The 14,923-nt window shown below is 43.6% G+C and carries 10 protein-coding genes; all 10 read right to left on the reverse strand.

From position 1 onward, the window contains the following. Positions 1-233 precede the first annotated feature (233 nt). Complete coding sequence (locus AC5RDV_RS11410) at positions 234-1,586, reverse strand: MATE family efflux transporter (RefSeq protein ID WP_282747761.1); 1,353 nt, start codon at positions 1,584-1,586, stop codon at positions 234-236. Positions 1,587-1,764: 178 nt separating this feature from the next. After that, positions 1,765-3,354: an L-aspartate oxidase gene (nadB, locus tag AC5RDV_RS11415; protein ID WP_282747762.1), complete on the reverse strand. Its 1,590-nt coding sequence runs from the start codon at positions 3,352-3,354 to the stop codon at positions 1,765-1,767. Between the two features lie 83 nt (positions 3,355-3,437). Further along, entirely contained in the window at positions 3,438-4,481 is a 1,044-nt protein-coding gene (locus tag AC5RDV_RS11420; RefSeq protein WP_282747763.1) for a hypothetical protein, read from the reverse strand. A gap of 8 nt (positions 4,482-4,489) precedes the next feature. Further along, the gene (locus AC5RDV_RS11425; protein ID WP_282747764.1) at positions 4,490-5,185 is read right to left on the reverse strand and encodes a hypothetical protein; all 696 of its coding nucleotides are present in this window, start codon (positions 5,183-5,185) and stop codon (positions 4,490-4,492) included. Positions 5,186-5,270: 85 nt separating this feature from the next. After that, positions 5,271-5,810, reverse strand: coding sequence for a hypothetical protein (locus AC5RDV_RS11430; RefSeq protein ID WP_130893788.1), 540 nt, complete (start codon positions 5,808-5,810; stop codon positions 5,271-5,273). A gap of 34 nt (positions 5,811-5,844) precedes the next feature. Beyond that, entirely contained in the window at positions 5,845-6,603 is a 759-nt protein-coding gene (locus AC5RDV_RS11435; protein WP_130893787.1) for a barstar family protein, read from the reverse strand. 245 nt (positions 6,604-6,848) lie between these two features. Beyond that, positions 6,849-7,613 (reverse strand): barstar family protein, encoded by a 765-nt coding sequence (locus AC5RDV_RS11440; protein WP_282747765.1) that lies wholly within the window; start codon positions 7,611-7,613, stop codon positions 6,849-6,851. A 116-nt stretch (positions 7,614-7,729) separates the two neighbouring features. Beyond that, positions 7,730-8,425, reverse strand: coding sequence for a hypothetical protein (locus AC5RDV_RS11445; RefSeq protein ID WP_282747766.1), 696 nt, complete (start codon positions 8,423-8,425; stop codon positions 7,730-7,732). A gap of 4 nt (positions 8,426-8,429) precedes the next feature. Further along, positions 8,430-14,432 (reverse strand): RHS repeat-associated core domain-containing protein, encoded by a 6,003-nt coding sequence (locus AC5RDV_RS11450; protein ID WP_282747767.1) that lies wholly within the window; start codon positions 14,430-14,432, stop codon positions 8,430-8,432. A 5-nt stretch (positions 14,433-14,437) separates the two neighbouring features. After that, positions 14,438-14,875 carry a T9SS type A sorting domain-containing protein gene (locus AC5RDV_RS11455; protein WP_282747768.1) on the reverse strand — a complete coding sequence of 146 codons (438 nt, stop codon included), beginning with the start codon at positions 14,873-14,875 and terminating at the stop codon, positions 14,438-14,440. Positions 14,876-14,923 lie beyond the last annotated feature (48 nt).

Here is a 14,923-nt window from a genome sequence, read left to right on the forward strand (position 1 = left end):
CTCCATGACTCTGCAGTATGGTTTGCGAAGAATTCACCGGACGCATAGACAACACGGAAATACCTAAAAAGATAGCGGAAATAGCGAAATATAAGGAATAAGGAAAACAAAATACACAATCTACAATCAGAAGGAGGTGAGCATTTTGACACTTCTCCTTGAAAAATAGTTTAGCTGAGAACGGAATTCCGTTCTCAGCCAAGCCATTTTTGTATGTAACTTTCCTTTAAAATTCAGGAGGCTTGCACGTAACATCTCTTCCGGGACAGGCGTTTATGCACGTAAAGGTAAGCCGGGATGAGGAAGAGGTCTGCGGCAAACCAAGCCGAAGGGTCGCCGTAACAAACTCCCGTATATCCTAAAATAGGGACCAGGAACAGGCTGACGGCCGTGCGGTCTACCATTTCGAATACACCGGACATCATGGCCAGTTTACTGTATCCTAATCCTTGGATGCTGTACCTGAGCAGGCACAGCAGTCCTAACGGGATGAAATAGGTGCAGGAGGTGACGATGAACTGGTTGGCCTTTTCTATGATTTCATATTCATGGACATCCACAAACAGGTAGATGATGTGGCGGGCGAAAAGATGCAACGCGATGAAACAGAAGATGCAGTAGAGGCAGACCATGAAAAAGCTGGCGCGCAGCCCCATGTTGATACGTTCTGTTTTTCCCGCCCCATAGTTCTGTCCGCAATACGTGGCCATGGCGATGCCCATGCTCTCCAACGGGCACATGAAGAACATCTTGATGCGCATGCCGGCAGTAAAGGCTGCCACGCACGAAGTACCCAGGGCGTTGTTCGCGCTTTGGAGCATGATGCTCCCTATGGCCGTGATGGAAAACTGTAGTCCCATCGGTACGCCCATATCCAACAGCCCTTTTATGTAGTGTCTGTCCAAGGCGGTTTCTCCCTTTTCCATTTTCAGTATGCCGAATTTCCTGAACATGTAATACAGGCAAAGCAGGGCAGAGACGGCTTGTGAGAAGACCGTGGCGATGGCGGCTCCGGCCACGCCCCAATGCAACACGAGGATGCAGAACAGGTCGAGGACGATGTTCAGGACGGAGGACAGCAGCAGGAAGTAGAACGGGGTCTTGCTGTCGCCCAATGCTCGGATGAGACTGGAGAGCAGGTTATAAAGGAAAGTGAAAGGAATGCCGATGAAGATGACCAGAAGATAGAGGTAGGCACTATGCAGGATGTCGTGCGGTGTCTGCATCATGAACAGGATTCTCTCGCAAAGCAGGGAAGTGACGACGGCCAACACAATGGAAATGATGAGGGAAACCCAAAGACTGTTGGCTACGTAACGCCGCAAGTCGCTGTATGAACGTGCGCCGAACGCTTGGGCCACGGGAATGCCGAAACCGCAACAGCAGCCGGTGCAGAATCCGATGATGAGGAACACGACGGATGTACTGGCTCCCACGGCTGCCAAATCGTTGATGCCTAAATATTTTCCTACGATGGCTGCATCTATCAGACTATAAGTCTGTTGGAGCAAGCTTCCCAAAATGAGCGGGAGCGAAAAGTTGAATATCAACCGTAGGGGTGAACCCTCCGTCATCTCTTTCGTCATGGCGAATCTCTTTTTCCTGAAAAACACATTCTTTTGTGGGTGCAAAATTACGGAATTTACCGGAATTGTTTTATTAAATCCGTCAAATTAAGCGGATTTTTAGAAATAATAAAACTCCTTTCTCAATATGTTTTTATTAGAGAAAGGAGTTTTTACGAGGCCATTGTAAATGGTTACCTTATTTTTGGTCGTAAGCGTGTTTGGGATAGTCTATCGTATAGTGCAATCCTCGGCTTTCCTTGCGTTCGATGGCTTGCCGCGTGATAAGGTAACCCACGTTAATCATGTTGCGCAGTTCGCAAATGTCTTTGGTCGCCTTGACACGCTTGAAAAGCTCTTCGGTCTCTTCGTATAGCAGGTCCAAGCGTGTCCATGCCCGTTTCAGGCGCAGGTCGCTCCGCACGATGCCCACGTAGTTGCTCATGATTTGTCCCACTTCCTTCATGTCCTGCGCGATGAGTACTTTTTCTTCGTTGCTCATCGTACCCTCATCGTTCCATTCGGGTATCTTTTCATTGAAAGCATATTGGTCTATGACCTCCAAGCTGTGGCGGGCTGCCGCGTCGGCATACACCACGGCTTCGATGAGCGAATTGCTGGCCAAGCGGTTACCGCCGTGCAGTCCGGTACAAGAACATTCGCCCACAGCATAGAGCCGCCGGATGCTGGAACAGGCGTTGAGGTCTACCTTGATGCCGCCGCACATGTAGTGGGCGCAAGGCACGACGGGAATGTATTGCTTGGTAATATCGATGCCGATGGAGAGGCATTTGGCATAAATGTTCGGGAAATGGTGTTTGGTTTCTTCCGCATCCTTGTGCGTCACGTCCAGGCACACGTGGTCCAAGCCATGTATTTTCATTTCCTTGTCGATGGCACGGGCCACGATGTCGCGTGGGGCGAGGCTAAGCCGCTTGTCGTATTTCTGCATGAACTCTTCGCCATTGGGCAACCGCAAGATGCCGCCGTATCCCCGCATGGCCTCTGTGATGAGGTAAGCCGGGTGCGTCTCGCCCGGATGGAAGAGGGCCGTGGGGTGGAACTGCACGAACTCCATGCCTTTCACCGTACCTTTGGCACGGTAGACCATGGCGATGCCGTCGCCTGTGGCAATGTTGGGGTTGGTTGTAGTGGCGTAGACGGCTCCCGTACCACCGGTAGCCATCAGAGTGACTTTGGAGAGGAAAGTATCTATCTTTTGGGTATCCGGGTCTAAGACGTATGCCCCGTAACATTCAATGTCCGGCGTGCGGCGCGTCACCTCGATGCCCAAATGGTGTTGGGTGATGATTTCCACGGCAAAGTGGTTTTCCAGAATCGTGATGTTCGGATGGCGGCGTACGGCTTCCATCAGTCCGCGCTGGATTTCAAAACCTGTGTCGTCAGCATGGTGCAGGATGCGGAATTCCGAATGTCCGCCTTCGCGGTGCAGGTCGAAGTCTCCCTTTTCGTTTTTGTCGAAGTTTACGCCCCATTTCACGAGGTCGCGTATGCCTTGCGGTGCGTTTTTCACTACTTGTTCCACGGCTGCAGGGTTGCTGATGAAATCCCCTGCAACCATGGTGTCCTTGATATGTTTCTCGAAGTTGTCCACTTTCAGGTTGGTCACTGAGGCTATTCCCCCTTGTGCCTTGGCCGTGTTGGCCTCTTCCAATGTGGTTTTACATACGATGGCCACCTTGCCTTTGCCCGCATCGGCCACTTTCAGGGCGTAACTCATTCCGGCCACTCCCGAACCTATCACTAAAAAATCAAATTTGCGTATCATGCCGTCAGTTCATGCTGTTGATGTTAGACGTTGCAAAACTACTTAAAAACTCGGTTGGTTGTGCGTTTGCCGCAGGATTTCTTTTAAAAATAAAAGTGCAGTCCTCCGTTGATAAAGATACGGTAGAACTCTACGGATTGGTCCATGGAGCCGGGAATCACCCCATCTTCGTCATATACGTTTCCGTAAATGATTCCGGCATTTACTCCTATGCCTACGTGTTTGTTCAGCAGGTAGTCCGCACTGAGTTGGTAATGCAATCCCATCCCTTTTACAGTTTTTCCCATACTGAAATCCATCTCTTCCTCGACATTCAAGATGAAGGCACCTGCTCCGATGCCGTACCGTAGGGACCAATGTTTGTTGGCTGCCCTCATGACAAATTCCGGGCCTATGTAATCCAAGTGCATCCGGCTTTTGGGATTGGCGGTTTGTTCCTTGGGGTAATCGGGATTGCGTACGAAGTTGGTATGGTATGCTCCAGAGCGGTAGCCGGAATAGAGAATGCCTACACCCATGAACTTTTTACCCACCCAGTCGATTCCTCCCTGGAAATCCACCCCGTTTTTGAACGTGCCGCTGAGACCGCCCGGAATGTCATGGTAAGCTTTGCTGAACACATGACCGAAACCTCCGTTCCCGTAGATATGGATAGGGAGTGGGGGCGGGAGCTTACGTGGCTTTATGCTTTTCCGGCTAGCCAGTTCCAAACTGTCGGCTTTCCTTATCTGTTCCCTTTGTTGGGTTTTCATGCGTAGCATTTCTCCTTTTATCTGATGGCAGGAAACGAGGATGGTAGGTTCTTTATGTTCGGTGATAGCCAAGGCGTTTCCTCCCACTTTGGCCGTTTCAGCCTTGGCCAGTGCTACGACCTGGTCATAACTGAAATGTGCGGTATATCCGTTTCCTTTTACAGCCACTTTGCCCAGGAGTTCGGCAGAGTAAGGCCGGTTCGTTCCGGTCTTGAATACTTGTACGTCGTCAGCTTGCGTAGCGGGATAAGAATGATAGATTTCCGTGGCCACTTTCGGACTACAGCCTGTAACGAGCAAGGCCACGACCCATGCAAACCATTTGCCTATTGCGTAGCAACCATTCTCTTTTTTATTTTCTGTTCTCTTTGCCATACGCTTGTCTATATAATAAGATGGGATTCTTTCAGTTTGGCAATCTTTTTGTCCATGGAATTGATTCGAATCCGTTCCATGATTTCTTCTCGTTGGTCTATTAGTTGATAGAACTTATCTTTCCATACAGGAAGTTTCCCTAAGAAAAGTTCAAAACGCTCTATGTCATCCCAAGAATTGGTTTGTTCTTCCATGTCCATACAAACTTGTTGTATCAATGCGTCATTATCCAGATAAAGAGCAGTGATTAGCTTGTATTTGAGAAATTCTGTCAGGCTGCAATAATTGTGGCAAACCAACATGTCATATTTTTGCTTGTGTTTTAATAAATCAAACAAGTCTTTTACATTCACTGTTTCTCCGAGGAGGTTGCCGTGTTGGGACTGTACATCATCCACTGCATCTTGAAACATCTGTTGGTGCTTCTCGAATGGTATATCTAACGTGAGATGCTTTTTATTGTAGAACATTTCTATAATAATGTCGTCATTTATCCTCTCATCATATAAAGAATAACCTACCAATAGTGGTCGATAACTTCCATATATTCGTTGAAACTTAAATCCGATTAATCCAACTCCTAATTTCATTAATAATGTATTAGAAGAATACCTTGATAACATTGGAAATGCTTTTTTCCAATCGGTCAGAGGCAGACTTTTCACAGGAGAGCCTGATATAGGTTCAGTTCCTTTATCTTCCATATTACGATGTGATATAGATGAAATCCATTTATATATTTTGTTTTTTTATTCTTGGCATTTACCGAATAGTTTATAGTGTCTCCTTTTATTCTATAATGGGTACGTTCTTTCCGTTTTCTATTTTCCAGCTCGGTAATTTGTATTTGAAATAACCGAATTTTAACCGGTTGATAATGTCTACGTATGGAATAACTCCACCTCTCTCTATGAATTGAGCATATTTTTTATCTAACTTACCTTGAATAAAAGGTTGTTTATTAAATTGCCATACATTCCAGTGTATTTTGGGATCTTCATTTAGTTCTGCTAAGTTATCTGCAAATAATGCTTCTTTGTGTCCCTTTCCGATGTTTTTGGATGTTTCCACTTTGTACCACGCATTAAACACAATACCGAACTTCAAAATAGTGTGTGCATAAAACTCGACCTCATCTTTTACAATCTCTTCAATATTCGGTTTGTAGTCCATGGGATATTTGGTTTTAAATACACGTATGACACTACTATTCAGTTCTTCCAAGTCATTGGCTACGTATTGGAAAAACCGTTTGCATTCGTTGTCTATTTCTGCACAGAACACATTCCCGATTCTTGTTACGATTCTTTTCTTTTTAATTGTTTCCATTTTTATTGTTCTTTGATAGCTATATAAGCTTTGTTCATCTCTTAGATAGAATCCGATTTATGTGATATGCGGATATTAAACCTTTGTCGCTATAAGCAAAGGCAAATTGGAGTACATGTCGTTTTCCGTTATGATTCAACCAGTTATCAGTGCAGTCATACACGATGTCCATATATTGTGAAAAGTCCTCTTTATTCAATATAGACATGTTTTTATGCCTGATCACAATATTCCGGTTTCTTATCTCCGGCAATCGGACAAATACATTTTTTAAATATTCCCAATCTGTTATTTGAAGAGATAGTAAACCAGACCATTGTTCCAATAACTCTTTGGCATATCCTCTGTTTGGAAAATCCATCATATCGGCGTGCTCCACTTCATAATGTTCTATATCATAACACCAGACGAATGGTCTGAGTCGCAACAAAGGCTCTATCCTTTTTTGTTCGTGCAGATTGAATACAAAAGTATAATGATGTTCAGGATCATCAATCCATTCACTTGTTACAATTTGGACCACATCAATGTAGTTTTCAAAATCTTGTTGTGGTAGACCCGACAAATCTTCGTGCAATAGAATGATATTCCTTTTGTTTATCATACCCTCATCTGGACTACGGAAACAATCTATCAGTGCATCCCAATTATCTTGGACATAATATGGATAATTTAATCCTGTAACAATGCAATTACATAGTTCCAGTCTGTTGGTAACTGGACCTATATGAATTATCTTCGCGTCTTTTTCATAAAGCTTTGAAGGGTTTAAAGTAAATATGATATCTTTCATGTAAAATTAATATTTCCAGTTTATAGGTATAAAAGTGTTATGATGATTTGGTGTAAACCATATACTACCATTATTTCCCATTATAATTCTTCTTGGTCCAGGGCGGTGAATATTAAGTTCCCGTGGTGGTGGACATATATATTCTGTATAGTTTATACCTGTTGGCAAATCATTATATTTATTCCAATAACGTTCATTGTCATGTCTCATTTTCCTATCAGAGTTACAGGAGAGAGGCTTTGTAGTTAATACAAATGAAAACAGTATTTGGTAATTAAGAACTTATCCTGATTGCGATACACAAACTGTGTGACAAATTCAGGCTTGTTTTTTTCCCAGAAATAGATGTAGTCCTGTACAATATTTAAATATTGGCGTAAGTCTTCTTCTGCAAGACAGTCTAAATTCTTATTTCGTATCACAATGTTCTTTCCTATAATCTCTGCCATTCGGAAATATAGTGTTTTAAAAATATCCCAGTCTATTTCTTTATTTGCATTTCCAAGGAATGCTTTGGCCAGTTCGCGGAATAAGACTTTCCTGTCTGATGTCACCGGAAAATCAATCAAGCGTACATCTTCTAACTGATAATTTTTTATTTGATAATTTTCTATATCCCAAGACTCAGTAGAAGGGCTTAAACGCAATAGTGGTTCTATTCTGTCCTGTTCACATGTCTTGAACACAAAAGTATAATGATGATCAGGACAATCTACCCATTCATTGACCGTGGTTTGTACGATTTTAATGTAAATTTCAAACTCCGCTTGTGGCAAATCGGACAAGTCTTCATGTATCACTACGATTTCTTCTTCTTCCACACAGCCTTCCGGAAAACGATAGTAATCCAGTAAGGCATCCCAATTTTCATTAACAACATAAGGATAATTCATGGCTTTGGCTACAGCTATGCATAATTCAAACTTATTGCATACTTTTGGGATATAAGCAATATGACTATTTTCAATCTTATAGTCTGCTGAATTCGGTACAAAAATTATATCTCTCATAATTTTAATATTTATAATTTATAGGAATAAATGATTTATAATGATCTAAAGAAAACCAAATACTGTACAGAACACGTTTCCGATTCTTGTTACTATTCTTTTTGCCATAAGCTTGTCTATATAATAAGATGGGATTCTTTCAGTTTGGCAATCCTTTTGTCCATGGAATTGATTCGAATCCGTTCCATGATTTCTTCTCGTTGGTCTATTAGTTGATAGAATTCAGACCTCCAAGTATCCAATTTACCCATTGTTTCTTCAAAATTACTGTAATTTTTCCAAAGGCTCATTTCCTTTTCTGCATGCTCACAAGCTTTTTGTATCAGTCCTTTATCTTGTAAATAAAGGGCTGTGATCAATCTGTGTTTTAAAAAATCAGCCTGCATAGAAAACATATTAAGAAGCAAGACATTTGTATTCCTGTGATAATCTAAGAAATCAAACAAATCGCTTACTTTCACATTCTCTTTAAGAAGATTCCAACTTTGTGATTCCACGTATTTTACAGAGTCATGAAATCTCTGTTGATGTTGCTCTATGGTAATATCTAATGTTAAGTTTCGATCGTCGTGAAAATCTTGCATAAATATGGGACACATACATTTTTCTATAGTATTTTCCCATAAGGGAAAAGCCACAAGTAGGGGACGGTAATATACTTTCATCAACGTTATTTTTTGGAAGTATAATCCCACAAGTGCAACATCTTGCTTCATAAGTAGCTTGTTTGAGGCATAACGTGACAGAATTGGAAATGCTTTTTTCCAATCAGTCAGAGGTAAGTTTTTTTTAATAGAACTACTATCCATCATAATTTTAATATTTTATTTTAGGCTTTATAATAAAGGAAGCCCAGTTATTCATATTTTTCCTATACCATTGCATTTGTCTGGTGTTATTTAACATTTCTGGGGTCTTATTTGGATAACCAAACTTAAAATCATAAATGATTTCATTTTTATAATCAACAATGTCTATAATACCTTTTGCCCCTGTTTTTTTGTCGATAAAATAGACATTTGTTTTTATTTGTCTATCTCCATGTTGTATTTGATATTCTTTCAAATAATCACTAGCGAATTTATGTCTTTTAGTTCCTACAACAGGCCCTTCACCCGGAATTTCTTTATAAGCCATGTCTGCAGCTTGTTGAATCAGGTCACGGTTACTGATTGTTTTTTTTGCACCCGTCCAAAAGTTCTTTCCTTGGCTTGCAGCTATTCCACCGTTCACGACCCCTCCGATAACACCAGCTCCGATGGCACTCAAAACATATCCTTTCCAACCCATTTGGGGATCGCCGAAAGCTTGGGAATTTCCTACACTGAGGATGGAGCTTGACACTACACCGGAGAATGCACTTTCCACAAATCCACCTAAGAAGCCCGCACCCACCATTGGAGCGGCCACAAACCCTGCTGCCGCACCGAATCCCCCGGCTGCCGCACCTATTCCGAATGCAGAGACGGCATCACCAAAATCATCTATTTGTCCGTTAATGGCTTTCCAGCTAAGGTTGGCCGTTCCTCCAACTATCATGGCGATACCAATGATAAAGAGTGGGTTCTCTCCGTTTTCATCCACGTAGGCAAGCGGATTATTCATGCAATAGGCATATCGGTTAAATCCCTGCGAAAAATCAGGAATCTGCATATAGGGGTCGGGCGAGAGGAAACGTCCAAGTATGGGGTCGTAAAGCCGGGCGTTCATGTCGACAAGTCCGAATACGTCCAAATATTCATGACCGCAGAACCCACGTGAAAATGTCGAAGCCGACAATGTGGTAGGCCGTACTTCCGGGCTATATGAAACGGGGTTTCTCCGCATGCCCCAGGCATCGTGGTTTAGCTCTTTTATAAGGTATCCGTCGAAACGTACCACATGGGTAATGCTACCCAAATAGTCGCGGAGCAGGCTATAGCATTGTGTGAGAGGGCCTGTTTTTTCCAACATTACGGGTGCATCATAATAGTTTCCACCCACATATACTCTTTCTCTTGCCGGGCCGGAAGAAGACTCTTCCAGTTCATAACACCCCCCGAGATAATATTTCCGGAGATAGGAGCGTCCCTTGTCCTGTGTGACTGTCATTTTCACTTTGTCCAAGTTGCCATTGTAGACGAACTTCGCATCAAAAGCCCCTTCGTGTATGGAGTCAGGCCGCAAGGCTTTGGTATAGAATATTTCCTGCGTACCCATTCCGGACGTGAGGTTGCCTTCAGGGGCAATGCCTGTTACGGCATGAGGTTTTCCGGGCATTTCGTAAGTGTAGCTTCCTACATCCGATTTCTTTATGATATTCCCGTTGGGGGTATATTCCAAGACGGATGTCCCGTCCCCCGTGAGGCGGTTCATCCCGTCATAGTTGAAAGTTTCCGTCTTTCCCGACCTTTGGTCTGTACGTGTCCGAAGGTTTTGCCGGGATGTGTCGAACGTATATGTGAAGTTTTGGTAAGTGAGCTGGTCAGTCTTCCCGGTCCGGTGCAGGGGATAACCGTATGCATCGTATTCGTAGAGTCTTGTGATGTTCCCTGTTTGTGCTCTGGTAGGCATTCCCATGTCGTTTTCATCCTCTATTTTAAGGACGGAGGTGCCATCATTAAGTTTTATTTCTGTCAGGTGTCCGTTCTGATACACGTAATTTTCAGTGGTCAACCTGCCGTTCTGCGAGGTGTAAGTGACGGAAGCCGTATTTCCATCTTTGTATGTATAATCTTTCAGCAGCCACTTTCCGTCCGGGGCATCCTCCCGGTATGATGCCAAACGCCCGAACTCATCATAGGTATAGGTGATGAATGTGTTGTTGAACCCCTTGATGGTGGCTATTTCACCATGTGGCGTATAAGTATATGCCACGTTGGGACTTCCCCATCCTATGTTGGTCAGCCGGTTGTATGAATCATAGAGCCTGTTGATATTTTCCCCTCGGGCGTTCTTTTCCCATGCGATGTCCCCGAAAGCCTCATATCCATAAGTGCTTTCTCCGAATCCGGGGTCTGTCCTTTTGCGGCATTTCCTCATGTCGTTGTATTCGAACTTGGTCTGGGTTCCATCCGGGGCTGTAATGGTAAGGGGGTGGCCGTCCGCATCCAGTTCGTAACGCGTGGTGCCTCCCGGGTCGTCCACCCTGACAAGACGATCACGAAGGTCGTAAGCCCTTGTGGTTTCCACCCCGTCCTGCGTGGTGGTTATAGTGTATCCGTCATTGTCATCGCTGTAAGTGTACGTGGTGGTATGGCCGGGACGGTCCGTGACGGAAACCAACCGGTCGAAATCATCGTACGTGTAAACCGTATAATGGGAAGGGGAGGACTGTGTATAAGGCAGTGACTTGCGTGCAACACGTCCGTAAACGTCATATTCTATGTCAGTACTTCTCCATATTCCGTCAAAAGTCATTTCGCTTTGGCGAACCACCCGTCCTAATGCGTCATAGACGGTCTTCATGTCCGGTTTTCCCGTTTCCCGGATTATGATTGCATATACTCCTCCCGTAGCTTCATTGCACCATGCATATTCATTGGTCACGGTGGTGCCGTCTGCACGTTCCGTTTCTACTTGTCTTCCAAAGCCGTCATAGGTATAGGCTGTAGTATTTCCCCGGCTGTCGGTGTGCGACTTCAGCCTGCCGTCTGTCCCGTATGCGTACTTTTCCGTTGTCCCTATTTCTGAAGTATGCGAGGATATCCTCCCGTAATTGTCATATTCCCATGATTCGGAAATCCTTGCTTTACCGGTCCACTCCGTTACTGCTTTTATGAGATTTCCTTTTGTATCATATTGGTTGTCATAACGTGTCTCTCCTCCGAGGTAATCCCTTCGGACTGTGGGCATGTCATATTGCCACGAAGGAATGGTGGTTTTTTGTGACACGCTTTTTCCTCCGGCTGTGGTATTTGTGACGGTTTGTTCGTGGATGCGTCCGAAAAGGTATTCTTGTCCGGAAGGTATATAAGCCAACATGTAGCACACGTCCATGCTGTCAGGTGACGTACCTCCTATCTTGTTTTCAGCCCATCCGGTGTAGACCGGTTTGAAAACAGTGTTCGTTTTTGTTTTATGTCCGTCCCAATATTCTATTTCTTCCGTGGAAGGGTATCCTAACTTGTGTCCATCATAATAATATAGATTGTCCGCGTTTTTTAAATAATCACTTTCATCCTTCATATATAGGTTGACTTCAACCATACGGTTAGGATGCTCCACGATTTCATATTCATAAAAGTTTTCGTAGGCCAAATCATATGCCTCATGGGTCAGTATCCCATACCTTTCAGGGTCAAAGTCACGGATAAGTTCCTTTCCCTTGAAATCCACGGTACGGGTTTGCTGGAAGCCGCAAAATCCCTTTCCGGTAAGATGTTTTATTCCACCTTTATAGTAATAATGCCATCCATCCATTTGCTTGCCATCCACATATTTTTCTGAAATGGCAAGTAAAGGAAGATTGTCAAAGGCTTCTACATAAGGATAGTGGATATTGTAACCTGGCTGATATATGGATGAAAATGTGGCATCTCCGTTGGTGATAGCATAATCGTTCCTTTCTATGGCACCAAGACTATTCACCATTCCTGTAATAAGGTTCTCTTTTTTGTCGTTGCGTGAAAAAGAATACAGATGAATCTCATTCCCATCAAAACAGGCAAGTTGGGAAAAATCCTTTCCCGTCTTTAGGCGTGAAGGCAACAGTTGTCCGCCGGAAGAAGGATATGGAGTAAAGAAAGGATCCTCGAACCGTCCGGCATTATTATATAAATAGGTATAAAACCCTTTGTCGGTATAGTCTATCAAATCCGAACGTCCGTCCCCGTTGACATCTTGAAGTAAGAAATTATATCTGCGTTCTTGTCCTAAACTTTCGCCATCACGCAAAGGTAAATTGAAATTGCTTAAGTCAAAGACCCCATTGCCTTGGGATATAAACAATTCACAATATTGTCGGTTGGAAGTCTTGGTGACATATCTAAGCATGTCTGTCAGTCCGTCCCCGTTAAAGTCACCTATGAGGAATTTTGTATTGTCAGTAAAAACCAGGGGGATTCCGTCTGCTATTTTGCGAGGTGTCCAAACCGAACCTTTTATGTCGAATTTATAAATGTGTGCTCCATTACGATCTTGGTGAACGATTTCGCTACACCCGTCACCGTCATAGTCCAACACGAAAATTTTGTCCGTCCGATTATATATAAATTCCGGAGTAGGGGAATTATGAGTGGTTTGGAATTCTACATGGAAAGGGAATATATGGCCTTGGTAAGGAAGCGTGCCTTTGTTCAGGTCGAAGATGTAACATTGGGAAGGCAAGCCGGTATCTCCGAAAGGTTGGTGGGCGGATACGCCTAAAATTTCGGTTTTCCCGTCTCCGTTGAAATCTCCAGGGTAATAATATTTGGGTTGGATACTGAGTGCTTCTATATTATCGTGTATACAGGAATGTAGGGTGGAAAAATAATATATATGTTGCGAGGGTTGCTTATTCATTAAAAGACTTTCACTATCGTGAATCCTGAAAGTGACTTGATCTGTTTGCTTATTTGCTATGGTGTTGTTTATTTGTACAACGCAGTCACGTCCGCACCCGGTGATGTCTGCGGCCACAATGTCGATAAATCCGTCGCCACTGTAGGTCAACTGGTGCCGACCGCCTTGCATGCCTCCTGAAAAAGAAAAGTAATCAATATAGTCGTTGTTGGGATAGCCGTTTTCAATCCAGGAATAACCCTCGAAACCGTTTACCACTTCCAGTTCATTTTGGATGACATAAGGATTGTAATCGGGTATTGCTACAATTAAGTCAGCTTTACCGTGGTCAGCATTCCGCGCTACGACAAAACGTTTTGGAGAAGGTGTCCCTACATAACCTTTGCAGACGAAAGAATGGGTGTCATAACCTGTTGCCTTATTTCCCTTACCATAGTAGAAATGCAAGGGAGGAAAGCTTTTCACACCACTCAGATACTCAATTTCTTCCAATAGGGATTGTTTGAGCGGCGTTTGGCTCTCATTCCTATAATTGAGTTTGTAAGTTCCCAATATGGTATTACCAAACTTACAGGTTATGGTTTTCAGCAAAGAGTTTTCTGTTACTTTCTGTCCTGAAAGATAAAAGGATACTGGGTCTGTCCGTGAACCGACAAACGAGAATTCTATGGAAGCTCCGTTGTATGTAATTTTGTTTATCCGGTAATGGTCCCTTTGTGAAGTATAATGGTATGTAATGGTATTGCCCCACAAATCACTCAGTTCCGTGAGAGGGTAATATAGGTTATTGTTGGTATTGGTTTTGTAACCGAATATGGCCGTTCGGCCATTGGGGAAAGCCACGTCAAAATACTGTAAGGAATTACCTGCATAGTTCGCTTTGACACGTATATAGCCGCGCTCGCTCAAATAAGTGACGGAATCCACCTTGACCAACCGCATACCATCGAGCATAAAAACATCTTCACGGTTGAAAGCTATGGGAGCGATTTTCCCATCATAATAAGGTGTTTGTACTGTGCGGCAAATGACGGACAATCCGGAAAGAGACCATCCCATTCCTAATAAACCGTTGCCTTGTTGGCTATTATAAACAAAGGATAATTCCGGATTAAATCCCCGTATTCCTTTATAAGCAGATATAGGGACAGTATAGGTACGTGCACCGGTGGGAGATACTCCTGAAGTGATATCTATTTGTCCCACTTCATTTCTTGTGTCTATCTTGTAAGTGATAGGCACATAATCGTTGTCAATAGCCGGATACCCCTCTTGTCCGAGGGCAGAAAGGAGGCAGCACGCGCAAAGGAAGAAAAGAAGCGGAAACCGTTTCATAAGCGTTATTTTTTGATGATTTTCCAAGTGGTTTCTTGTCCGCCCGTTGCGATATGTAGCAGGTAAATTCCATTTGTGCAATGGCTCAGGTCGAGTTCGGAAACGGGGGAGGTTGTTTCTTTTACGTCCACGACCGCTCCGCTCATCGAAGTAATGCGCAAACTGGCTTTTTCTTCGGGGGCGAGTCCTTGGATTTCCACTTTCAGGTGCCCTTCCGTTGGGTTGGGCCAGATACGGATCTGTTTTTCAGAGAGCATGTCGGAATAGAAATTATCCTCTTTTTTTTCTTCCGATGACAGGTTTCGTTTGGCAACATCTGAGTTTTGCAGCACGATTTCCCGCTTCACCCGGTTGCCTAACGCATCGTATGCAAACCTTATCGCATTCTGAGAGAAAGCGGAAAAGTAAAACAATAAGCCGGAAAAAACAAATAATGCTCTCATAATATATAGGTTTTAGTTTGTTTTTCTGCTATCGTCCCAAAGGTATAT

The organism is Paraprevotella sp. (assembly GCF_986071375.1).